Source organism: Mycobacterium sp. NGS26 (assembly GCF_059813025.1).
Genome location: NZ_JCALDU010000005.1, coordinates 151,076 through 172,388, shown reverse-complemented (window position 1 = coordinate 172,388; position 21,313 = coordinate 151,076). Strand labels below are relative to the sequence as shown.

Genomic DNA, 21,313 nt, shown 5'->3' with positions numbered 1-21,313 from the left:
ACCCGGCGCACATGGGCGGCCACCGGGTGGCGATACTGGACGACTACGCGGGCGTGGCCCTCCAGCTCGCCGACTGGTCGCAGGTGCAGAAGCAATGCGAGGTCAGCGTCTTCGAGCGGCACCTTTCCGAGGCGGAAGCCGCAGATGCATTGCGGCCATTCGATGTGGTTTGCACCCTGCGCGAGCGGATGGCGTTCCCGCGCAACCTCATCGAGCGGCTGCCGAACCTGAAGCTGATCACCATCGTCGGCAAGACCCTGCCGAACTTGGACGTGGCCGCGGCCACCGAACACGGGATTCTGGTCGCCCACACGGATTTCGCCCACCCGCGATTCAGGTCCGTCCGCGATGCGACTCCGGAACTGGCGTGGGGGTTGCTGATCGCGACGGTGCGCAACCTGGCGGAAGAGCATCGGCGCATGCGGGAGGGCGCGTGGCAGACCACCACCGGTATGACGCTGTCCGGCAAGACGCTTGGGCTCCTCGGCCTGGGCAGGGTCGGCACGCGCATGGCCGAATACGCGAAAGCCTTTGGCATGCAAGTCATCGCGTGGAGCCAAAACCTCACCGATGAGGCCGCCGCGGCGGTCGGCGCGCGCCGGGTCGACAAGGCGACCCTGTTCGAACAGTCCGACGTGGTCTCCATCCACCTGGTGCTCTCGGAGCGCACGCGGGGCCTGGTGGCCGCGCCCGAGTTGGCGCGGATTCGGCCCCACGCCTACCTGATCAACACGTCCAGGGGTCCGATCGTGGACGAGGCCGCCCTGATCGACGCGCTCAGAACCGGGCGCATCGCCGGAGCCGGCCTCGACGTCTACGACATCGAACCGCTCCCCCCGGATCATCCATTGAGACTGCTGCCGAACGTGACATTGTCTCCGCACCTGGGCTATGTCACCCGCGAAATGCTGAGCGCCTTCTACGCCGACACCGTCGAAGCCGTGGCCGCCTGGTTGAACGGGACGCCGATCAGAATCGCCAACCCAGAAGCGGTGCGAACTTCGAATTGACGCAAATCCGGCTCGCCGGCCGGATTAGCCCGGGCAATAAGTCGATTCCGCGGCGCTCACCATGGACGTGACATCCGCGAACGAGATACCTTTCGCGCCCAAAGTGGAGTGGATGTCCGAGGCGATCGCGTCCGGCGTTTTGCCTGCCATGCGGTCGGCGCAGATTTGGTGACCCATCGCGACGATGTCGGAGTCGTCCCCCGCCGGCCAGGTAAAGCCGAGGGTGGCGAGGTGAGGGCATTTGACCCGCTTCCTTTCTTCGGGGCGTTGAGGACGCTCAAGTATGAGCGTTCAAAGAGGCGCAAATGTGAAAAATAGGGAAAGCTGTTATTTTCTAGGGCAATTTGTGTAAATCCAGCGTGACCGGGTCGCCGACGCGGATGACCCCCTCCCCGACCACCGCGAGGTAGACCCCCGCGCAGGGCTGCGCACCGGAACCGCCTGCCTGCAAACGGTTTTCGGCCGCGGGCGTGCGAAGCGCCTGCGGAGCTCGTGCGAGCGGGCCGTGCTCGAGCGTGGGCACCACGCACCGAGACGTGGACGCAAGGACGCGCAGCCGGGCCTCGCCGACGGTCAATTCCCGCCCGAGCCAGTCGTGTTCGGCGTATGGCGGGTAACCCGGCGGGGTCGCGATCACCAGGTTGGGCCGGTAGCGCAGCGCCTCCACGCCGATGTGCTCGAGCGTGGCCGTGGTGATCGCGTGCAGCGGGGCATCGTCGGTGAACGAGTCGCCCGGGGTCGCCTGGCCGATCTCGACGAAGCGGCCGGCGACGTCGGCGTCCAGTCCGAGCTCGAGCAGCTTCTCCGGGTCCGGGCGTTCCAGCGTTGCGCCGTCCGGTCGTTGACCGATCAGCCGGACCGTCCGTCCCAGCAGCCGCGACAGCAGCTCGTCGACGCCGGGGTCATCGGCCGCGACGCTCGTCCCGTCGGGCAGCCCGATGTTCACCCGCCCGGCGCTTCCGTTCGCGGTGCACTTCAGCAGGCCGCGCCAGAGCCGGGCGTTCTTGGCGCTGGCCACGTACCCGGTGACCGCGTCGACAAGCGCCAGCCGCCGGTCCCCTTCGGCGCCTCGCTCGTCGACGAACAGGCTGCTCACCACCTCGCCGAGCATCGATTTCACCGGGTAGCGGCGCAAGCTCGCGACCCGCATCTGGTATTCCACGACACATCCCCGCTCGGCGACACCGCACACTGTCAAAGACCAGTATGCGGCCGCCGCGGCTGTCCCAGAACCCGGCCGGCCAACGCGGCGCGGGTGCCGAGCGGTACCGTTCCGCCGATGAAATTCGCACTGGCCGCCTATGGAAGTCGGGGTGATGTCGAGCCCTGCGTCACCGTCGGTAGGGAGCTGGCGCTTCGGGGCAACGAGGTACGCATGGCCGTCCCGCCCAACATGCTTGACTTCGCGAAGTCCGCGGGGCTCACCGCCGTCGTCTACGGGCCGGACACGCGAGAGCAGATGAACGAGGCCATGGATTTCGTTGGTGGCGTTGGCAATCTGATCACGGCGTTGCCCCAACTCGTCGAGCGGGTCAGCCGGGTCTGGGCGGACAAGAGCGCGGCGCTGACGTCCCTGGCGGATGGGGTTGACCTGTTAGTGGCGGGAATGAACGAACAAGAGCTGGCCACCAACGTCGCGGAGTATCACGGCATTCCGCTGGCCGCGCTGCACTTCTTCCCGGTGCGGCTTTTGCCATCCGGGTGGCTGTCCTCGGGCGTCACAAAAGAGGCTGCTGATGCCCAACGCCGTGCGCTCGGCCTGCCCGAGGCGACCGAGTCCGCAACGCGCGCGGACGGTGGATCGCTGGAGATCCAGGCCTACGACGAGCTCTGCTTGCCCTCGGTGGCAGCCGACTGGGCGGAAAAGGGGACGCGACGGCCCTTCGTCGGCGCGCTGACGCTGGAACTACCGGCGGCTGCCGACGACGAGGTCTCGGCGTGGATCGCGGCCGGAACGCCGCCCATCTACTTCGGCTTTGGCGGCACCCCCGTCGCATCTCCGGCGGACACCGTCGCCATGATCGGCGAGACCTGCACGCAGTTGGGCGAGCGGGCGTTGATTTGTGGCGGGGCGAATGACCTCACCGGCATCGGGCATCTCGACCACGTCAAGGTGGTGGACGCGGTCAACCACGCGGCCGTCTTTCCGGCCTGCCGGGCGGTCGTCCACCATGGGGGTGCCGGCACCACGGCCGCGGGCCTGCGGGCCGGGGTCCCCACCTTGATCCTCTGGGTATGGCTCGATCAGCCGTTCTGGGCGGCCGCCGTCGAACACCTGAAAGTCGGCTCGGGCCACCAGTTTTCGGCTACAACCAAGGAATCACTGGTCGCGGACCTGCGTTCGATCCTGACGCCGCAGTGCGCCGCTCGGGCCCGCGAGGTCGCCTCCCGAATGACGACGGCCGCCGAAAGCATAACTAGGGCTGCCGATCTGCTCGAAGACGCCGCCCGCTCCGGCGCCTAGCCGACCGCCAAACCCGGCCGATCCATCGCTGGTGCAAAGCGGGTCGGGTCGTGTAGAAGGGTCTGGTGGAGGATCGCGCCCCAAGGTCTTTCGATCCGTCGGTGCTGCGCGAAGCGATGGCCCGGCGCTTGTATCGCCGCGCCGAGGCCGAGGGTCAGATCAGGCTGCCGGCCGTTCCGGGATTGCTCGACGAGTACCTCACGATGTGCCAGAACCTCTTTGCGAGCCTGGGCATACCGTACACGGCCGAGCAATCCGCCCGGCTCAGGGCGGTGCTGCAGCACGAGTTGGAAAAGGCGTTCAAGGCGTCGTCGCGTTCGAACATCGTCATCTCATTCGAGACGCCGTTCGGGACGGGGTTGAAGTACCGCGTCAAGGCCGAAGTGTCAACGATCGCAGTCGAATACGACCATTGGGTGACCAGCCGCGAAGGTCCGCTGTTCGGCACGGAAGCCGATGCGCGGGTGTTGGCGCTGGCCGGTGAGGCCACGGATCCCGCTGCCAGCCGGGTGCTCGACATCGGCGCCGGGACCGGTCGCAACGCCCTGGCGCTGGCCCGCCGCGGCCACCCGGTGGACGCGATCGAGATGGCCGCGAAGTTCGCCGAGATCATTCGTTCGGAGGCAGAACGGGATTCGCTTCCGGTGCGCGTGGTCGAGAGTGACGTCTTTACCGCCGTCGAGGGCGTCCGCGACGAGTATCAGCTCATCGTGGCCTCGGAGTTGGTGCCCGACTTCCGGACGACGCGGGAGCTGCGCGGCATGTTCGAGCTCGCCGCCGACTGCCTGGCCCCCGGAGGACGCCTGGTGTTCAACGCTTTCCTGGCGCGCGAGGGCTACACGCCGGATGACGCCGCGCGGGAATTCGCACAGCAGTGCAACAGCACCATCTTCACCCGCGACGAGCTCGCGGGGGCGGCGGCCGAGCTTTCACTCGTGCTCGTGGCCGACGACTTCGCCTACGAGTACGAGAAAACCCATCTGCCGGCAAGCGCCTGGCCGCCCACCGCCTGGTTCGAGGGCTGGGCCCATGGCCTGGACGTGTTCGACGTGGAGCGCGACGAGTCACCCATCGAGTTGCGCTGGCTCGTCTACCAGAAGCGGGGCTGAGCCACGCGCCGAGGGATCGCTCAGCGCGAGGCGGTCAGATCACGGGTGGCCGGACCCTCCAGCAGCGTGCCGTCCGGCGCGAACCGCGACCCGTGCAGCGGGCATTCCCACGCCTGGTCCGCGTCGTTCCAGTTCACGATCCCGCCGAGGTGCGGGCACACCGGGGAGACGCGGTGCTCGGCGCCGTCGACCCGGCATCTGGCCTCGAGATTCCACGGGAGCCCGCTCACCACGCCGCCCTCGCCGTCGATGGGGCTGCGCCGGCCGGTGCGTATCGCCGGGGTGATCCAGCCCTTGGTCAAGTTGAAGCCGACCTCGAGGTTGGCCGCCATGGCGGTCAGCAGGCCCGACAGCTCGTGGGGGCTCCAGCTGGCGAACGCGCCGGCCCAGTCCATCCGGCCGCCCAGGATTCGGCTGGACAACGCCAACGCCGCGGCGGGGCCGTTAGTCATGCCCCATTTGTTGAAACCCGTTGCGACGAAGATGCTTTCGTTGTTGGGCAGGATGGGGCCCACGTACGGCAGATGGTCGACGGGCGTGTAGTCCTGCGCCGACCAGAAATGGGTCTGCACCGCACCGGGGTAATGCTTGCGCGCCCACGACGACAGTTCCGCCAGCGACTCCGACGGGCTCTTTTCGCGGCCGACGGTGTGGCCGGCGCCGCCCACGATCAACCGAGTCCCGTCGGAGACCGGCGCGTAGCGCACCGAGCGCGTCGGCGAGTCGCTGGAGATCATCATCGGCCGGGTGATGTTTCCCGGCACCTTGAAGGCCAGGCAGTAGGAGCGGCTCGGCTTCACCCGCGCGAAATAGCCGCCCCGGTCCAGGATCGGGATCCCGGTCGCAAGCACCAGCTGCCCCGCCTCGAGTTCGACGTCCGGCTGCGCGGCGTCGTCGACGTGCACGCGCACCCGGTTGCCGCGGCTGGACACCCGCCGCACGCGGGCGTGCTCGACCAGTCGTCCCCCCCGGTTGAGCAGCTCCGTGGCCAACGAGTCCAGGAACGGCATCGGGTCGAACTGCGCCTGGTCGGGCAGCCGCACCCCGCCGTGGTAGGGAAACGGCACGTCGGCCTCGTCGTCCCACACCGCGGGCAGGCCGACGGCCCGGCAGGCCTTCAGCTCCAGGCGCGCCGACGGCACGCCCCTGGCGGATTGGGCATAGGTGTACGCGTCTTCGCGTTGCACGGCCACACCGTGTGACTCGCAGTATTCGAGCACCCAGTCCCGGCCTTCCCGGTTGCCCTCGACATAGGCACGCGCAACACCCTTGCCGTGCCTGGGCAGCACCTTCGACAGGTGGGTGCCCTGCAGCAGGCTGATTTTCGCGGTGGTGTTTCCGGTGGCGCAGGAGCCGACGGTGTGCGCCTCCACGACCAGCACGTCCTTGCCCGCGCGGGCCAGCAGGACCGCGGTCATCAGCCCGGTGATCCCGGCGCCCACCACGATGACGTCGGCAGATCGCGGACCGTCGGCAAGCCGGCTTGCTGCCCAAGGTTGTTCGGTTCGTTCGGCGAACCACAAAGAAGTCATGGCTGGGCTGGTACCCCGCGGCGGCGTCGGGAAACGGCGGATCGGTTTCAGGGCGCACGCCCCCGGGGTACTTGATGAGCAAACATTTCGACGTAACGCGAGGGCCCACCAACTTTCATGCCGTCCACGAACACCGCTTCGCTCGCCCGCCGATTCCTGCTGGCCGTGTTCGTCGTCGTCGGCGTGGCCGGCGCGGTGCAGCTCGCGTCGTTGCCGCGGTGCGCGGACGGCGGCTGTCCGGGTGTCTCGTCGGAGGCGGCCCGGGTGACCATCACGCCCGGTCCCAGCGCGCGCGACGTCGACCCGCTGGCGCCCGTCATGGTCAAGGCCGACGTCGGGAAGCTGACCGACGTGCGCATGGTCAACGACGCCGGCAAACCGGTCGAGGGGATCATGACGCCGGACAACACCGTCTGGAAGCCCAGCGTTCCGCTCGGCTACGGGCGCACCTACACGCTGACGCTTTCCAGCCGCGGGCCGAATGGCGTTGCGGCGACCCGGGAGTCGACATTCTCGACGCTGCAGCCGTCCAACCAGACCAAGGTGTCGCTGACCACCACGTCGGAGGCCCCGCTGCGCGAGGGCGGCACCTACGGCGTCGGGACGGTGGTGGTCGCCCACTTCGACGAGCAGATCGCCGACCGGGCAGCCGTCGAGCGACAGCTCAGGGTGACCACCAACCCACCGGTGCAGGGCTCGTGGCTGTGGGTCGACAACCAAAACGCGCACTGGCGACCCGAGCATTACTACGCGCCGGGCACCACCGTCACCGCGGAAGCCAAGATCTACGGAATCCCACTGGGCAACGGGCTGTTCGGGCAAGAGGACAGCCGGGTGTCATTCCGCATCGGCGACGCGCACGTGTCTATTGCCGACGACGCCACCAAGATGGTCAGCGTCTTCGACAACGGGGCCCTGGTCCGCACGATGCCGACGTCGATGGGAATGGGCGGCACGGAAACCATTGGCTCGCAGACAATTTCGTTATGGACTCCCCCGGGCATCTACACCGTGCTCGACAAGGGCAATCCCGTCGTGATGGACTCCGCCACCTTTGGGTTGCCCCAGAATTCCCGCCTCGGATACCGCGAGACCATCAACTACGCCACCAAGATCAGCACCGACGGCATTTATCTGCACCAGCTCGACGCGACGGTGTGGGCCCAGGGTCACACCGACACCTCGCACGGATGCTTGAACCTCAACGGCGACAACGCAAAATGGTTCTACGACTTCTCGGTGCCCGGCGACGTGGTCGAGGTCCGCAACAGCGGCGGACCGCCATTGAAGCTGACGCAAAACGGCGACTGGACGCTCAGCTGGGACCAATGGCGCCACGGCAGCGTCCTCGCGCCGCCGTCCTGAGCCACCCGTTTCGCCGGGCCGCCGGGAAAGTCTTGACTGATTCCAGATAAGGGGCCATATTGGCAGGGTGTCCTCATCGGCGGACTACGCGGAACAGCTGCGGATGGCCGATCTGCGTGTGACACGGCCCCGGGTCGCCGTGCTCGAGGCGGTGCACGCCCACCCGCATGCCGACACCGAGACGATCTTCTCGGCGGTGCGGCTGGGGCTGCCGGAAGTTTCCCGACAAGCCGTTTACGACGTTCTCAACGCCTTGACCTCCGCGGGTCTGGTTCGGCGCATCCAGCCGTTGGGGTTGGTCGCCCGTTACGAATCCCGCGTCGGCGACAACCACCACCACGTCGTGTGCCGATCCTGCGGCGTCATCGCCGACATCGACTGCGCGGTCGGCGAGGCGCCGTGCCTGACCCCGTCGGATGCCGACAACATCCTTGATGGCTTCGTTCTCGACGAGGCGGAAGTCATCTATTGGGGCTTGTGCCCCGACTGCTCGAGTGCAAGTCCATAGATCACAGCCGTGATCGCAGCCCGATTCACCCACCCCCGAAAGGAATGCTGTGTCATCCACATCCGATAGCCGTCCACCCCAGCCACAGGTCAAGACGGCCAGCACCAGCGAGAGCGAAAGCCCGGCAATCCCCTCACCAAAGCCGAAAGCGCATGCCCCGCTGACCAACCGGGACTGGTGGCCCGACCAGATCGACGTGTCGTTGCTGCACCCGCACCCGCCGGCGGAAAATCCGCTCGGCGAGGACTTCGACTACGCCGCGGAGTTCGCCAAGCTCGACGTCGACGCGCTCAAGGCGGACGTGATCTCGGTGATGACCACCTCGCAAGACTGGTGGCCCGCCGACTACGGCAACTACGGCGGCCTGTTCATCCGGATGAGCTGGCATGCCGCGGGCACCTACCGCATCCACGACGGCCGCGGCGGCGGCGGCCAGGGCATGCAGCGCTTCGCCCCGATCAACAGCTGGCCGGACAACGTGAGCCTGGACAAGGCCCGCCGGCTGCTGTGGCCGGTCAAGAAGAAGTACGGCAACAAGATCTCCTGGGCCGACCTGATCATCTTCGCCGGCAACTGCGCGCTGGAGTCGATGGGGTTCAAGACGTTTGGCTTCGGCTTCGGCCGCGAAGACGTCTGGGGGCCCGAAGAGATGCTGTGGGGCGAAGAGGACGAATGGCTGGGCACCGACAAGCGCTACTCCGGCGGCGGTGAACGGAACCTCGCCCAGCCCTACGGCGCGACCACCATGGGCCTGATCTATGTGAACCCGGAGGGGCCCGAGGGCAAGCCGGACCCCATCGCCGCGGCGATCGACATCCGCGAGACGTTCGGCCGGATGGCGATGAACGACGAGGAGACCGCCGCCCTGATCGTCGGCGGTCACACCTTCGGCAAGACGCACGGCGCCGGCAGCGGCGACCTGGTCGGCCCCGAGCCGGAGGCCGCCCCGATCGAACAGCAGGGGCTGGGCTGGAAGAGCTCCTACGGCACCGGAGTGGGCAAGGACGCCATCACCAGCGGCCTCGAGGTGGTCTGGACGCCCACGCCGACCAAGTGGGACAACTCCTTCCTGGAGACCCTGTACGGCTACGAGTGGGAGCTGACCAAGAGCCCGGGCGATGCCTGGCAGTTCACGGCCAAGGACGGTGCCGGCGCGGGCACCATCCCCGACCCGTTCGGCGGGCCGGGCCGCGCCCCGACGATGCTGGTGACCGACATCTCGATGCGCGAGTCGCCGATCTACCGCGACATCACCCGGCGCTGGCTGGACCATCCCGAGGAGCTGGCCGAGGCGTTCGCCAAGGCCTGGTACAAGCTGCTGCATCGCGACATGGGGCCCATCACCCGCTACCTCGGGCCGTGGGTCGCCGAGCCCCAGCTGTGGCAGGACCCCGTTCCGGACGTCGACCACGAGCTCGTCGACGACAAGGACGTCGCGGCGCTGAAGAAGAAGGTGCTGGAGTCCGGCCTGACGGTTCAGCAGCTGGTCAAGACGGCATGGTCGGCGGCGTCCAGCTTCCGCCGCACCGACAAGCGCGGCGGTGCCAATGGCGGGCGGCTGCGCCTCGAGCCGCAGCGCAGCTGGGAGTGCAACGAGCCCTCCGAGCTGGACAAGGTGCTGCCGGTGCTGGAGGGCATCCAGCGGGACTTCAACGCGTCGGCGTCCGGCGGCAAGAAGATCTCGCTGGCCGACCTGATCGTGCTGGCCGGTTCCGCGGCGGTCGAGAAGGCGGCCAAGGACGCCGGCTACGAGATCTCGGTGCACTTCGCGCCGGGACGCACCGATGCGTCGCAGGAGAACACGGATGTGGAGTCGTTCGCGGTGCTCGAGCCGCGGGCCGACGGGTTCCGCAACTACATCCGTCCGGGCGAGAAGGCGCCGCTGGAGCAGCTGCTGGTCGAGCGGGCGTACCTGCTGGGCGTGACGGCCCCGGAGCTGACGGTGCTCGTCGGCGGCCTGCGCGCGCTGGGCGCCAATCACGGCGGCAGCAAGCACGGGGTGTTCACCGACCGGCCCGGCGCGTTGACCAACGACTTCTTCGTCAACCTGGTCGACATGGGTAACGAGTGGAAGGCGTCGGAGACGGCCGAGAACGTCTACGAGGTGCGCGACCGCTCCACGGGGCAGCTCAAGTGGACGGCCACCGCCAACGATCTGGTGTTCGGCTCCAATTCGGTGCTGCGCGCGCTGTCCGAGGTCTACGCGCAGGACGACGCCCAGGGGAAGTTCGTGGAGGACTTCGTCGCGGCGTGGGTCAAGGTCATGAACAACGACCGGTTCGACCTCAAGTAATTTCCGGGAACGGCACCTCGCGGGTCCATCGGCCCGCGGGGTGTTGTCGTCTAGGGGTTACAGCGCGCGTCGAGCGTGGGGCCTATGCACCGAGTCGGGTTGGATTTCCTCCATAAGCCCCACGCTCGACGCGAGGCGGAATCAGCGGTCCAGGTCCCACTGCCCGTAGTCGGTCGCGAGGACGTCGTCGACGTCGACGTTGATGCCGCCCAGCAGCGGGCCCGGGCTCGACGGGCTGTTGACCACGGCCTGATAGAGCACCGCCGCGGGCTCTCGCGCGCCGTTCGACCATGACCTCGTCTGCCATGCCCACTTGAACCCCGGCGTGCTCGAGTTCCCTATCACGCCGTCGCGGATCGCCCAGCCACACGCCCGGGCGTGCCCGTAGATGCCGGTGCGGCCCACGCCCAGAACCGAGTTGATTCCCCGAAACCATTGGACGGCAACGCTATTCCAGGTGTTGGGATCGATGTCTTCGTCGACGCTGAAGAAAATCGGCGCCGAATTCGGGCCCCCGGCCGCACCGTGCAGCCGCAAGGCCGTCTGGGCGTCCGCCACCCCGCCGTCGTACCCGCGGGTGTAGTCCGACGGCGTCGGCCAGCCGGGCTTGCCGTACTGGTAGTTGCTGACGATGTGCAGGCCCGCGGCCCGCAGCGCGTCCGCGTATTCGCGGGTGATTGGTTTCGCCTCGAAGTGCGCCCCCGGCCGCTCCTCGGAGACATAGTTGACCACCCCGTCATAGCCCGCCGCTTTGATCTCGGCGGGCGCGATCCGGCGCTCCGCGAAATCGATCAGGGTGAGGTTGGCGGCGGCCGCCTGCTGTGCGCCGGGACTTCCGGCCACTGCGCCGAGCCCGAGCAGCGCCGACGCGAATCTGAGGGCTTCGCGTCGTGAAACGGATCGGGGCGCGCCACGTCCGCCGGGCGCAGCCGAATCGTGCACCGCGCGATGGTAACAAAGCCAGGTCGGGGCGGTCCCGCGTTGCATCAATTAGCTGATCGAACTATAGTCTGGACACATGTCCAGTTTGCCGTCGCGGTGTTTGCGAGCGCGTTGATGGCGGTGGATCGGGGGGTGCCCGTCGGCGATCTTCGGCCAGCGGATAAGAGTTGAGTATGCGAATTGCCCTGCTGTCCTACCGCAGTAAGACCCATTGCGGCGGACAGGGCGTCTACGTGCGCCACCTCAGCCACGGTCTGGTCGAGCTCGGTCACGACGTCGAGGTGTTTTCCGGCCAGCCGTATCCGGAGCTGCTCGACCCGCGCGTGCGATTGACCAAGGTGCCAAGCCTCGACCTGTACCGCGAGCCCGACCCGTTCCGGGTGCCGCGCCCGAGCGAGATTCGCGACTCGATCGACCTGTTGGAGCTCCTCACCGTGTGGACCGCGGGCTTTCCCGAACCGCGCACGTTCTCGCTTCGCGTCGCGCGGCTGCTGGCTCAGCGCGCGGCCGACTTCGACGTCGTCCACGACAACCAGAGCCTGGGAACCGGGCTGCTCACCATCGCGGACGCCGGGTTGCCGGTGGTGGCAACGGTGCACCACCCCATCACCCGGGATCGGGTGCTCGATCTCGCCGCCGCGCGGTGGTGGCGAAAACCGTTGGTGCACAGATGGTATGGGTTTTCCACGATGCAGGAACAGGTGGCGCGCCGGATCCCGGACCTGTTGACGGTGTCGTCGTCGTCGGCGGCCGACATCGTCGCCGACTTCGGTGTCTCGCCCGACCAACTGCACGTGGTGCCCCTGGGCGTGAACACCGACCTCTTCAGGCCGGGGCCGCTGCCGCGGACACCCGGCCGGGTCATCGCCATCGCCAGCGCCGACACCCCGCTCAAGGGCGTGCGGACCCTGCTGCACGCGGTCGCCCGGCTGCGCACCCGCCGGGACCTGGAGCTGCGGCTGGTCGCCAGGGTGGAACCCAACGGCCCCACCCACAAACTCATCGCCGAACTGGGCATCTCCGACATCGTCCACATCACCAGCGGCCTGTCCGACGGCGAGCTGGCCGCATTGTTCGCGTCGGCCGAGGTCGCCTGCATTCCCTCGCTCTACGAAGGCTTTTCGCTGCCGGCGGTGGAGGCCATGGCGAGCGGCACCCCGATCGTCGCGAGCCGGGTGGGCGCGCTGCCCGAGGTCGTGGGCACTGACGGCGCCTGCGCCGAGTTGGTGCCGCCGGCCGATGTCGATGCGCTGACGCGCGCGCTCGGCGAGCTGCTCGACTCCCCGGACAAGCGGCGCAGCCTGGGGAAGGCGGGCAGGGCGCGCGCCGTCAACGTGTTCAGTTGGGAGGCCGTGGCCGCCCAGACGGTGCGGGTCTATGAGCAGGCGATCGCGCGATGCTGACGGTCGATTTCGACCGGCTGGGCATCGGGCCGTCGACCAAGGTCATCGACGTGGGCTGCGGCGCGGGCCGGCATGCGTTCGAGGCGTATCGGCGCGGTGCCGACGTCGTCGCCTTCGACCGCGACGAGTCCGAGCTGCGTTCGGTGGACACGATCCTGCGTGCGATGGCCGAGGCCGGCGAGGCTCCCGCCACCGCGTCGGCGAGCGTGGTCGCCGGTGACGCGCTGAGCCTGCCGTACGCGGACGAGACGTTCGACTGCGTGATCGCGTCCGAAATCCTGGAACACATACCGGAAGACGACGCGGCCATCGCCGAATTGATCAGGGTGCTCAAGGTCGGCGGCACCTTGGTGGTCAGCGTCCCGAGATGGCTGCCCGAGCGGGTCTGCTGGCTCCTTTCCGAGGAATACCACAGCAACGACGGCGGTCACGTGCGCATCTACCGGGCCAGCCGACTGCGGGACAAGATCGCCGGTGGCGGAATGCGATTGACGCACGCGCATCATGCCCACGCGCTGCACTCGCCATTCTGGTGGCTGAAATGCGCTGTGGGCGTGTCGAATACCGACCATGCCGCGGTCGCCGCCTACCACAAACTGCTGGTGTGGGACCTGATGCACCGGCCGAAGATCACGCAGCTGGCGGAGTCGCTGCTCAATCCGCTCGTCGGCAAGAGCGTCGCGATGTATTTCACCAAGGAGCAGGCGGCCGAAAGCCGCGATACCCCGAGGTATTCAGTTGCATCGGTTTGAGCCGCCGGCGATTCCGGGCGTCCTGTCCGCCGGGCAATGCAGGCAGACCGCGCTTTCCATCGCCGCGGCGCAGGAGTCGTCGGGCGCTATCCCGTGGTTCGACGGTGGCCACACGGACCCGTGGGATCACATGGAATGCGCGATGGCGCTCACCGCGGCCGGTCAGCTGGAGCCGGCGCGGGCCGCGTTCGAATGGAGCCGTCGCACCCAGCGTCCGGACGGCTCGTGGCCCATCCAATTCCGCTCGGGGGCCGTCGAGGACGCCAACAGCGACAGCAACTTCTGCGCCTACATCGCCACCGGGGTCTGGCATCACGTGCTGGTGACCGGCGACGAGTCATTCGGTGCGGCGATGTGGCCCACGGTGCGAAAGGCGATCGATTTCGTCATCGACCTGCAGGTCGGCTACGGCGAGATCTGCTGGGCGCGAAGCGAATCCGGACCCCTCCCCGAAGCGCTGATGACCGGCTGCGCCAGCGTGTTCCATAGCATCCGATGCGCCCTGGCGCTCGCCGCGCTGGTCGGGGACCCGCAGCCCGAATGGGAGCTGGCGCTCGGCCGGCTGGGCCATGCGCTCGTCGCGCATCCCGAGGCGTTCACCGAAAAGGACCGCTATTCGATGGACTGGTACTACCCCATCCTCGGCGGCGCGCTGCGGGGCCCGGCGGCGGCCGCGCGAATCAGGCAGCGGTGGGACGACTTTGTGGTCCGCGGCCTCGGCATTCGCTGCGTGGACGACCGGCCCTGGGTCACCGGCGCGGAGACGTGCGAACTGGTGATGGTCCTCGACGCCATCGGCCACCGGTCGTCCGCGCACCAGCAATTCGCCGCGATGCATCACCTGCGCGAGGAGGACGGATCGTACTGGACCGGTTTGGTGTTCGCGGACGGCAAACGCTGGCCCGAGGAGCGCACCACCTGGACCGGTGCGGCGATGATCCTGGCGGCCGACGCGCTGTCCAACACCACGCCGGGCGCGGGCATCTTCCGCGGCGACGAGCTGCCGATGGGCCTGCAGACCGACTTCGACTGCGAATGCGTGGCTACGGGCCGCTGACGCGTTCGAGCACCCGCAGCGATCCGGTGACCGACACCTCGCGGAACTGCCCGGAATCGATTGCGCGGCAATAGATGTAGTATGGCGGCCGCCCGCCGTCCTTTGGATCGGGGAACACGTCATGGATGACCAGCGCGCCGCCCACGGTCACCCACCTCGCCCACCCTTCGAAGTCCTGCGTGGCGGCGGCCTCGGAGTGGCCGCCGTCGATGAAAAGGAACTGCAGCGGCGTGCTCCACGCCCGCGCCACGACCGGTGACCTGCCGACGATGGCCACCACGTGGTCGTCCAGCCCCGCGGCGTCGAGGGTGCGACGAAACGTCGGCAACGTGTCGAACAGTCCGGTGACGTCGTCGACCATCGAGGCGTCGTGGAATTCCCAGCCGGGCTGGTGCTCCTCGGAGCCGTGGTGATGATCGATCGTGCAGAGCACACTGGCGGTTTGTTGCGCCGCCGCGCCGAGCATCAGGGTGGATTTGCCGCAGTAGGTACCGATCTCGACGCCGACGCCGCCGTCGAGGTAGCGCAGCGCGGCCTGGTACAGCGCGCGCCCCTCGTCGGCGGGCATGAAACCCGGCACCTGCTCGGCCAGCGCGAACAGACGCTCGGGCGCGTCGGCGGCCACGTCACTCATGCACCGAACCTATCGTTGTTCGTTTCGGCCGTTTTCGACTACCCAGCGGCCGGGCCGAGATCGCTTTAATATCATGCTGTGCTCGCCTCGCTTGTCCGTAAATTCGTTGGTGCCGGCCTGGTCACGGCCACGATCGCCAGCGCGTTGCCGTTGGCCGCCGGGCCGGCCGCCGCGGCGAACTGTCCCCAGGTGCAAATCGTCTTCGCCCGCGGCCGAAACGAGTCGCCGGGACCCGGCGCGCTCGGCAGCGCGTTCATCAACGCGGTCCAATCCAAGGCCGGCAACAAAACCATCGGCACCTACGCCGTGCGGTACCCCGCCGACACCGAGGTCGACGTCGGCGCCAACGACATGAGCCGCCACATCCAGGACATGGTCAACAGCTGCCCGAACACCCGGCTGGTGCTGGGCGGCTACTCGCTGGGCGCGGCGGTCACCGATGTGGTCCTCGCCGCGCCGATCTCCGCGTTCGGTTTCAACAGCCCCCTGCCGCCGGGGGCCGACCAGCACATCGCGGCGATCGCCTTGTTCGGCAACGGAAGCCAGTGGGTGGGCCCGATCACCAACTTCAATCCGATCTACAACGACCGGACCATCGAGCTGTGCCACGGCGCCGATCCCGTGTGCAACCCCGCGGACCCGAATACCTGGAAGCAGAACTGGCCGGCACATCTCGCGAGTGCCTACATCGACGCGGGCATGGCCAACCAGGCCGCCGACTTCGTCGTGGGCAAGCTCTAGACGGACACGACCTTCCCGGAGCCGAGCGTGACGGGCAGCCGGGCGAATCCGCGGAGGTTGACCAGCCCGCGCCGTTGCGGTGGGCCGCTCAGCTGCAGGTTGGGATACGTCTGGAACAGCGCGCGCAGCGCGGTGGTCGCCTCGACGCGAGCCAGGGCGGCGCCCAGGCAGGCGTGGATCCCCGACGCGAAGGCCAGATGGTCGCGGGTATTCGGCCGAGCGACGTCGAAACGGTCCGGATCGGGGAAGACGGCCGGGTCGCGATTGGCGCCACCGAGCAGCAGGCTGACCATGTCGCCGGCGGCGATGCGCCGGCCCGCCAGGTCGAGGTCGCATAGCGCGGTGCGCGCGGTCATCTGGACCGGGCTGTCGAGCCGGAGGATCTCCTCCACGGCGCTCGGCCACAGCTCGGGGTCGTCGCGCAGCCGGGCCAATTGGTCGGGGTGTTGCAACAGCAGCACGACGCCGTTGCCGATCAGGTTGACGGTCGTCTCGAAGCCCGCGCCGATGAGAAGGGCGGCGTTGGCGGTGAATTCGTGGTCGCTCAGCGCGCCATGGGCAGCCAGCCGACTGAACGGGTTGTCCCCCGGCTCGCCGGAGCGCAGTTCGTGGAAGCGCTCACGCAGCTCGTGATCGGCGCCGCGCAGGCTGTCGATGGCCTGCCGGTAGGTGCGCCAGCCGATCCCGATGTCCAGCAGCGGCGCTCCGCTGTGTCCCCACTGCAGCATCCACGGGTGGGTGTCGGGGGCCAGGTCGAGGATCTCGGCGATGATGGCCACCGGCAGTTGGGACGCGAAGTCGGCGATCAGGTCCGGATGGGGTGTGTCCGCAAGGCGACCGATCAGCCGGTCGGTCAGCTCCACGACGCGGGCGCTGAGCCGGTCGATCGCCCGCGGTGTGAAGCTCTGCGCCACCAGCTGCCGATAGCGGGTGTGCTCGGGAGGGTCGACGACGACCATGGCGGGCGGTTCGACCGGATTGGCCACCCCCTTGTCGTCGGTGCGGGCGATGAGAGTCCGCAGCGGGCGCGGCAGGTCCATGGTGGACGGCGCCGTCACGCCGAAACGCTTGTCGCGCAACACGTCCCGGCAGACGCCGTGGTCCACGCTGATCCAGGTGAACGGAGTCCGCGTCAGCGGTCCGCGCGCCCGGATCTGCTCCATCAGCGGATAGGGATCGACGGCGCGACCGTGGCCGGCGATCAAGCGGGCCAACGGGTCGCCGCGCAGCGCCTGAACCTTCATGAACGCCCGGGCCACGCCGTGCATGGCCGCCCACCGAACCCACATACGAACGCCCATTGCGGCCCCCTACCAGCAGCAACCTCGCTACGCTAGCGGTTGCGAGACAAGCAGACGTAAAATGTCTCGCACGTATCAATCGCTACGATACGGCGACCCGGATGAGCGAGCAAGGAGCAATCACGTGACCGCGAGTCGAACGGCGGAGTTTGTGCGGCGCCTCGCCGCGCCCGAGCCCGCCGTGCTCGCCCAGCTGCGCGACCCCGACGACATCACCACCCGCATCCTGGCCGCCACGCTCGAGCAGGCCGAACTCGTCGGAATGCGGCGCATCACGATGGAGGACGTCGCTCGCCGCAGCGGGGTCGGCCGCGCGACCCTCTACCGCCGGTTCCCCACCAAGGGCGCCCTCATCGACGCCGTCGTCCTCGCCGAGGCCCGCCGCTACTTCGACGGTCACGCGCGGGCCTGCTCGCATGCCACCACGCTGGAAGACCGACTGGTCTACGGGACCGTTTTCACCGTGACGTTCCTGCGGGAGCACGGCCTGCTCAAGAAGTTGCTGCGCACCGAGCCGGAGACCATCCTGCCGAGCCTGACCACCGACGCCGGGCCCATCCTCGACTTCGCCACCGAGCAGTCGGCGGCCGAACTGAGGGCCGAGATCTACGGCGACGCCGCCACCACGCCCGAGCAGGAGCGACACCTGCGCTCGGTCGCCGAGCTGCACACCCGCTTGACGCTGTCCTTCATCGTCACCCAGCACACCGGCATCAACCTGGCCACGATCGACGACACGCGCGCGTTCGTGCGCCAATACCTGCTGCCGATGATCACCGGACCCCGCTGATCCTCACGCTTCGTACTCGACGTGGTACCAGTGGCGAACCGGCCTCTGCCTCCTGTCGGGCTGGCCGGTGTCCGTCGCGCCGACCACGCTGACGCCCGTCACGCCGGGATTGTGGGCCTCGATGTAGCGCTCCAGCTCACGCAGGAGCGCGCCATGGGGCTGCGCCGGGTTCGCAAGCGCCCTCGTTCGGTGCGTTTGCGGCGCGGAGACGATGATGCCGACGTATTCGCTGATGTGCAGCATGCGCTATGGCCCTGTCGTGCAAGGTGATTCGTTGCGTCGCCGCGCCCGCAAGCCCGCGTAGCCCAGCACCAGCCCCGTCCCGATCTCGGCGACGGCCGTGAGCCACGAGAACCATGTGACGTTGATGCGTGGCCCGGAGGTGAAGCTGTCCTGCAAGCCCGGGAGAAACGTGGGCAGCAGATGCGCATACGCAAACAGCGCCGCGCTGCCGAAACCGACGGCGATCGCCGCCTCGGAAGCCCATCGGTGGTGCCGCAGGATCAGCACGACAGCGACAACCACGAAAACTCCCTGGATCATCCCGCCGGCCATGATCGCCGGCGGAGATGCCGCCATTCCCCGCCGAAGGTGGTCCAGTCCGTGGAGCGCGAAAGCCGCGGTGAACACCAGCACCGCCACGGCCAGCGGACTACGGGCTGTCGGTGAATCCGAGTCGTTGGACATCTTTGTCCTCCCAACCATCGACTACTACAGACAGTAGTAGGTCATCGGGCGGATGTAAACGGCCGGTCCGGCCGGGCGAATAGCGCGACGCGGAATTTCACCAATAACGGTGGTAATAATTCGGCTCAGCTATTGCGCATATTACGCTGCGGCACAGCCCAATTCGCGGGGCCCGATTCGCCGGCCGCGGTGCGCGCGCAAGCGTTTTCAGGCCGGTGTGTCGGTGCCGGAGTAGACCTTGAAGTTGCGGACGACAGGGGCGACGTGCTCCCCCGCGGCGGCGCGGCGCCGGGCCAGGGATGACGGGTGGCGGCGCATCGATTCGCTGCGCTGTCGGGCGCGCTGCTGGGCCGCGACCCAAGCCGGATGTGAGTGCAGGAAAATAACCGTCGCGCCTGATGCATTCGCCACGATCGTCAACTCCTCCCAGAGCAACTCGCTGCAAAAGCCGGTGGTTATCGGGTCGTGATCCAAGAATGCCCAGCCAATCCTGAGACCAAACCAACAGCGATCATGAGAATTGGCCGTGAATTCGTGGTAAATCCCGGGCCACCACTGTGCCGTCGTCCCTTTTGGGTCGACGGCGATCCAAAGGGTAGCGACGGCCACCGACAAATTCCTGTTTCGACCCCCGTACCGGCGGGCTGCTATCGTCGCTTGCTTATGCCCGAGATGGATCGCCGCCGCATGATGCTGACGGCAGGGATCGGTGTGCTGGCGGCCGCGCTCCCGATCCCTGAGGCCCGGGCCTTCCCGTCGCGACCGGATGCGCCCAGCGGCCAGACCGGAACCTACGTTTTCCAGGATGAATTCGACGGGCCGGCCGGGTCGGCGCCCGATGCCTCGAAGTGGACGGTCGCGCGGGCCCGCGAGCAGATCAAGGATCCGACGTATTGGGAGCGGCCCGAGAACATCGGACAGTACCGCGACGATCGCCGCAATGTTTTCGTCGACGGCAAGTCCAACCTGGTCCTGCGGGCCGCGAAAGACGGCCCCACCTATTTCAGCGGCAAGGTCCAGAGCAACTGGCGCGGCGGGGTCGGCCATACCTGGGAGGCCCGCATCAAGCTCGACTGCCTGACGCCCGGTGCCTGGCCCGCGTACTGGCTGGGCAATGAGGATCAGGGCGAAATCGACGTCGTCGAGTGGTACGGCAACGGCAACTGGCCCTCGGCCACCACCGTCCATGCGAAGGCGAACGGCGGCGAATGGAAAACCCACAACATCGCCGTCGACAGCGGGTGGCACACCTGGCGATGCCAGTGGGACGCGGCGGGCATCCGCTTCTGGAAGGACTACACCGACGGCGCGCAACCGTACTTCGACGTCCCGGCGAGCTCGCTGCCCGACTGGCCGTTCAACAACCCGGGCTACACCGCTTTTCCGGTGTTCAACCTCGCGGTTGCCGGTTCGGGCGGCGGCGACCCCGGATCCGGTACCTACCCCGCGGACATGCTGATCGACTGGATCCGCGTCTGGTAGACGCTCAGTTTCCGGCGAACCACGCACTGGTCACCGCGCGGGTCCGCGGCGGCGGGAAGTGGGCGGTCGGGGTGCCCAGCTGACCGACTTTGACCGTCCAGGCCGGTCCCGAGCGGTCGACTCCGCTCCCCCCATCCGGAGGCTCCAGGACATACAGGTTCGACCCGGGCTCCCCACACCAGTACGCGCCGACGTATCCGTCGTCGCGCCCGCCCCACGCGCCGCCGTTGCGAAGCAGGCAATGCGTGCCGTCGTCGAGGGCCAGCGCGAAGGGATCAGGTGTGTCGGTGGCCTGAACCGGCGGGAGCGAACCGCGATAGGCCACCCGATGCAGGCTCCTGTCCCACGGGTTGTCGACGCACAGCAGCGATCCGGCCGTCGAGGGCCAGCAGGTGCCCGCGCCGGCCGCGCTGGGCGAGCAGTAGTAGATGTTGTTTGCGACGGCCGACGGTGACGGTGTCGTGCAGTCGTCGACCTCGAAGACGTTGCCCCGCGTGGGCGCCTCCCGGTAACCGTTGACGGCTTGACCACCGGACCCGACGGCCACGGTGGTGATCACCTGGGTGGGCGGGGGGTCGGCGCCCGCCGCTCCGGCCGTCCACAGGACGGCCGCGGCCGTCAAGGTGATCGACACCATGGCGATTCGTAATGCGTCCACTGGGTAATCGTCCAGCACCGCGACACCTGCGTCAGCGCAAATCCGGATGGCGGTGAAAGAATTTTATTGCCTGCGGCACAAGAGGATGGAGCTGAAATGTGTGAATCCCGGTTGATCGGCGGTGTGCGCCGGTCCCTCGTCGTAGCCGGCACAGCGCTCGGCGTGGCGCTGCTGGGAGCGGGTGTGGCGAGCGCCGCCGGCCCGGTCCAGCTGAAGAGCCGGATGGGCAATTGGTGTCTCGACAGCCCGAATGGGAACAACGCCGCGACGGTGATCAACGCCTGCAACGGGTCGAAGTCCCAGCTCTGGAACCTCAACTCCGCCAGTCAGATCGAGAGCGCGGCCTTCCCCGGGAACTGCCTGAGCATCGCCAGCGCGGCGGACACCACCCCGGTGATCCTCTCGACCTGTCAGGCCGATTCAAACAGCCAGCGGTGGAACACCCAACCCAACGGCCAGGTCACGAGCGCCCTCGGCCCCTGCCTCAACATCAACGGCGGCGTGGCCAACCCCGGGACCGCGGTGATCGCCTACCACTGCATCCCCGACGTGACCGACGAGCAGTGGGACAGCGTTTCGTAGATG

The 21,313-nt window shown here is 68.0% G+C and carries 23 protein-coding genes; 13 read left to right on the top strand and 10 right to left on the bottom strand.

Annotation, left to right across the window (positions count from 1 at the left end; genetic code table 11):
• Nucleotides 1-11: 11 nt before the first annotated feature.
• Nucleotides 12-1,010 carry a D-2-hydroxyacid dehydrogenase family protein gene (locus tag AC5Y6X_RS17865; protein WP_499988392.1) on the top strand — a complete coding sequence of 333 codons (999 nt, stop codon included), beginning with the start codon at nt 12-14 and terminating at the stop codon, nt 1,008-1,010.
• A 24-nt stretch (nt 1,011-1,034) separates the two neighbouring features.
• Here the strand turns inward: AC5Y6X_RS17865 and AC5Y6X_RS17860 are convergent, their stop codons facing one another.
• Nucleotides 1,035-1,295, bottom strand: coding sequence for a DUF732 domain-containing protein (locus AC5Y6X_RS17860; protein ID WP_499988391.1), 261 nt, complete (start codon nt 1,293-1,295; stop codon nt 1,035-1,037).
• A gap of 49 nt (nt 1,296-1,344) precedes the next feature.
• Nucleotides 1,345-2,160 carry an MOSC domain-containing protein gene (locus AC5Y6X_RS17855; RefSeq protein ID WP_499988011.1) on the bottom strand — a complete coding sequence of 272 codons (816 nt, stop codon included), beginning with the start codon at nt 2,158-2,160 and terminating at the stop codon, nt 1,345-1,347.
• Nucleotides 2,161-2,289: 129 nt separating this feature from the next.
• Between AC5Y6X_RS17855 and AC5Y6X_RS17850 the strand changes: the two genes are divergently transcribed.
• Both AC5Y6X_RS17850 and AC5Y6X_RS17845 read left to right on the top strand, forming a co-directional pair.
• On the top strand, nt 2,290-3,474 hold the full coding sequence (locus AC5Y6X_RS17850) for a glycosyltransferase (RefSeq protein ID WP_499988009.1): 1,185 nt from the start codon (nt 2,290-2,292) through the stop codon (nt 3,472-3,474).
• A 65-nt stretch (nt 3,475-3,539) separates the two neighbouring features.
• A complete protein-coding gene (locus tag AC5Y6X_RS17845) occupies nt 3,540-4,583 on the top strand; it encodes a class I SAM-dependent methyltransferase (protein ID WP_499988008.1) in 1,044 nt (347 codons plus the stop codon).
• Nucleotides 4,584-4,603: 20 nt separating this feature from the next.
• Here the strand turns inward: AC5Y6X_RS17845 and AC5Y6X_RS17840 are convergent, their stop codons facing one another.
• On the bottom strand, nt 4,604-6,115 hold the full coding sequence (locus AC5Y6X_RS17840) for an FAD-dependent oxidoreductase (RefSeq protein ID WP_499988007.1): 1,512 nt from the start codon (nt 6,113-6,115) through the stop codon (nt 4,604-4,606).
• A gap of 117 nt (nt 6,116-6,232) precedes the next feature.
• On the opposite strand from AC5Y6X_RS17840, the gene AC5Y6X_RS17835 reads away from it, so the two are divergent.
• The 3 genes from AC5Y6X_RS17835 to katG all read left to right on the top strand — a co-directional run bounded on the left by AC5Y6X_RS17835 (nt 6,233) and on the right by katG (nt 10,281).
• Nucleotides 6,233-7,480, top strand: coding sequence for a L,D-transpeptidase (locus tag AC5Y6X_RS17835; RefSeq protein ID WP_499988004.1), 1,248 nt, complete (start codon nt 6,233-6,235; stop codon nt 7,478-7,480).
• Nucleotides 7,481-7,547: 67 nt separating this feature from the next.
• Nucleotides 7,548-7,988, top strand: coding sequence for a Fur family transcriptional regulator (locus AC5Y6X_RS17830; RefSeq protein WP_324676996.1), 441 nt, complete (start codon nt 7,548-7,550; stop codon nt 7,986-7,988).
• Nucleotides 7,989-8,037: 49 nt separating this feature from the next.
• Nucleotides 8,038-10,281 carry a catalase/peroxidase HPI gene (katG, locus tag AC5Y6X_RS17825; protein ID WP_499988002.1) on the top strand — a complete coding sequence of 748 codons (2,244 nt, stop codon included), beginning with the start codon at nt 8,038-8,040 and terminating at the stop codon, nt 10,279-10,281.
• Between the two features lie 141 nt (nt 10,282-10,422).
• On the opposite strand, the gene AC5Y6X_RS17820 is transcribed toward katG, so the two are convergent.
• On the bottom strand, nt 10,423-11,223 hold the full coding sequence (locus AC5Y6X_RS17820; RefSeq protein ID WP_499988000.1) for a DUF1906 domain-containing protein: 801 nt from the start codon (nt 11,221-11,223) through the stop codon (nt 10,423-10,425).
• Between the two features lie 173 nt (nt 11,224-11,396).
• Here AC5Y6X_RS17820 and manT point away from each other — a divergent pair, with 173 nt between their 5' ends.
• The 3 genes from manT to mmpH are packed head-to-tail and all read left to right on the top strand — an operon-like array spanning nt 11,397 to nt 14,435.
• On the top strand, nt 11,397-12,626 hold the full coding sequence (gene manT, locus AC5Y6X_RS17815; RefSeq protein WP_499987998.1) for an MMP alpha-(1->4)-mannosyltransferase: 1,230 nt from the start codon (nt 11,397-11,399) through the stop codon (nt 12,624-12,626).
• Nucleotides 12,620-13,378 carry a class I SAM-dependent methyltransferase gene (locus AC5Y6X_RS17810; protein ID WP_499987995.1) on the top strand — a complete coding sequence of 253 codons (759 nt, stop codon included), beginning with the start codon at nt 12,620-12,622 and terminating at the stop codon, nt 13,376-13,378. The genes manT and AC5Y6X_RS17810 overlap by 7 nt, the downstream gene beginning before the upstream one ends.
• Nucleotides 13,365-14,435: an MMP endo-(1,4)-3-O-methyl-alpha-D-mannosidase gene (mmpH, locus tag AC5Y6X_RS17805; protein WP_499987993.1), complete on the top strand. Its 1,071-nt coding sequence runs from the start codon at nt 13,365-13,367 to the stop codon at nt 14,433-14,435. The genes AC5Y6X_RS17810 and mmpH overlap by 14 nt, the downstream gene beginning before the upstream one ends.
• Here mmpH and AC5Y6X_RS17800 read toward each other — a convergent pair.
• Nucleotides 14,422-15,069, bottom strand: a complete 648-nt coding sequence (locus tag AC5Y6X_RS17800; protein ID WP_499987991.1) for a class I SAM-dependent methyltransferase — start codon at nt 15,067-15,069, stop codon at nt 14,422-14,424. The genes mmpH and AC5Y6X_RS17800 overlap by 14 nt on opposite strands.
• 117 nt (nt 15,070-15,186) lie before the next feature.
• Here AC5Y6X_RS17800 and AC5Y6X_RS17795 point away from each other — a divergent pair, with 117 nt between their 5' ends.
• A complete protein-coding gene (locus AC5Y6X_RS17795) occupies nt 15,187-15,810 on the top strand; it encodes a cutinase family protein (protein WP_499988389.1) in 624 nt (207 codons plus the stop codon).
• Here the strand turns inward: AC5Y6X_RS17795 and AC5Y6X_RS17790 are convergent.
• On the bottom strand, nt 15,807-17,111 hold the full coding sequence (locus tag AC5Y6X_RS17790) for a cytochrome P450 (RefSeq protein ID WP_499987989.1): 1,305 nt from the start codon (nt 17,109-17,111) through the stop codon (nt 15,807-15,809). The genes AC5Y6X_RS17795 and AC5Y6X_RS17790 overlap by 4 nt on opposite strands.
• Nucleotides 17,112-17,235: 124 nt before the next feature.
• Here AC5Y6X_RS17790 and AC5Y6X_RS17785 point away from each other — a divergent pair, with 124 nt between their 5' ends.
• Nucleotides 17,236-17,901, top strand: a complete 666-nt coding sequence (locus tag AC5Y6X_RS17785) for a TetR/AcrR family transcriptional regulator (protein ID WP_499987987.1) — start codon at nt 17,236-17,238, stop codon at nt 17,899-17,901.
• A gap of 3 nt (nt 17,902-17,904) precedes the next feature.
• Here AC5Y6X_RS17785 and AC5Y6X_RS17780 read toward each other — a convergent pair whose 3' ends face one another.
• From AC5Y6X_RS17780 to AC5Y6X_RS17770, 3 genes are all read right to left on the bottom strand, one after another.
• Complete coding sequence (locus tag AC5Y6X_RS17780) at nt 17,905-18,144, bottom strand: hypothetical protein (protein ID WP_499987985.1); 240 nt, start codon at nt 18,142-18,144, stop codon at nt 17,905-17,907.
• A gap of 3 nt (nt 18,145-18,147) precedes the next feature.
• Nucleotides 18,148-18,543: a hypothetical protein gene (locus AC5Y6X_RS17775; protein ID WP_499987983.1), complete on the bottom strand. Its 396-nt coding sequence runs from the start codon at nt 18,541-18,543 to the stop codon at nt 18,148-18,150.
• 252 nt (nt 18,544-18,795) lie between these two features.
• Nucleotides 18,796-19,197, bottom strand: a complete 402-nt coding sequence (locus AC5Y6X_RS17770) for a hypothetical protein (RefSeq protein ID WP_499987982.1) — start codon at nt 19,195-19,197, stop codon at nt 18,796-18,798.
• Between the two features lie 54 nt (nt 19,198-19,251).
• On the opposite strand from AC5Y6X_RS17770, the gene AC5Y6X_RS17765 reads away from it, so the two are divergent.
• Nucleotides 19,252-20,070, top strand: coding sequence for a glycoside hydrolase family 16 protein (locus tag AC5Y6X_RS17765; protein ID WP_499987980.1), 819 nt, complete (start codon nt 19,252-19,254; stop codon nt 20,068-20,070).
• A gap of 4 nt (nt 20,071-20,074) precedes the next feature.
• On the opposite strand, the gene AC5Y6X_RS17760 is transcribed toward AC5Y6X_RS17765, so the two are convergent.
• Nucleotides 20,075-20,728 (bottom strand): hypothetical protein, encoded by a 654-nt coding sequence (locus tag AC5Y6X_RS17760; protein ID WP_499987978.1) that lies wholly within the window; start codon nt 20,726-20,728, stop codon nt 20,075-20,077.
• A 96-nt stretch (nt 20,729-20,824) separates the two neighbouring features.
• Between AC5Y6X_RS17760 and AC5Y6X_RS17755 the strand changes: the two genes are divergently transcribed.
• On the top strand, nt 20,825-21,310 hold the full coding sequence (locus AC5Y6X_RS17755; protein WP_499987976.1) for an Rv1419 family lectin: 486 nt from the start codon (nt 20,825-20,827) through the stop codon (nt 21,308-21,310).
• Nucleotides 21,311-21,313 lie beyond the last annotated feature (3 nt).

Bases quoted from the DNA above. Each gene is read 5' to 3' on its own strand.
- AC5Y6X_RS17865 (WP_499988392.1), top strand. From the start codon at position 12: ATGGGCGGCCACCGGGTGGCGATACTGGACGACTACGCGGGCGTGGCC.
- AC5Y6X_RS17855 (WP_499988011.1), bottom strand. From the start codon at position 2,160: ATGCGGGTCGCGAGCTTGCGCCGCTACCCGGTGAAATCGATGCTCGGC.
- AC5Y6X_RS17850 (WP_499988009.1), top strand. From the start codon at position 2,290: ATGAAATTCGCACTGGCCGCCTATGGAAGTCGGGGTGATGTCGAGCCC.
- AC5Y6X_RS17840 (WP_499988007.1), bottom strand. From the start codon at position 6,115: ATGACTTCTTTGTGGTTCGCCGAACGAACCGAACAACCTTGGGCAGCA.
- AC5Y6X_RS17835 (WP_499988004.1), top strand. From the start codon at position 6,233: ATGCCGTCCACGAACACCGCTTCGCTCGCCCGCCGATTCCTGCTGGCC.
- manT (WP_499987998.1), top strand. From the start codon at position 11,397: ATGCGAATTGCCCTGCTGTCCTACCGCAGTAAGACCCATTGCGGCGGA.
- AC5Y6X_RS17810 (WP_499987995.1), top strand. From the start codon at position 12,620: ATGCTGACGGTCGATTTCGACCGGCTGGGCATCGGGCCGTCGACCAAG.
- AC5Y6X_RS17800 (WP_499987991.1), bottom strand. From the start codon at position 15,069: ATGAGTGACGTGGCCGCCGACGCGCCCGAGCGTCTGTTCGCGCTGGCC.
- AC5Y6X_RS17790 (WP_499987989.1), bottom strand. From the start codon at position 17,111: ATGGGCGTTCGTATGTGGGTTCGGTGGGCGGCCATGCACGGCGTGGCC.
- AC5Y6X_RS17780 (WP_499987985.1), bottom strand. From the start codon at position 18,144: ATGCTGCACATCAGCGAATACGTCGGCATCATCGTCTCCGCGCCGCAA.
- AC5Y6X_RS17765 (WP_499987980.1), top strand. From the start codon at position 19,252: ATGCCCGAGATGGATCGCCGCCGCATGATGCTGACGGCAGGGATCGGT.
- AC5Y6X_RS17755 (WP_499987976.1), top strand. From the start codon at position 20,825: ATGTGTGAATCCCGGTTGATCGGCGGTGTGCGCCGGTCCCTCGTCGTA.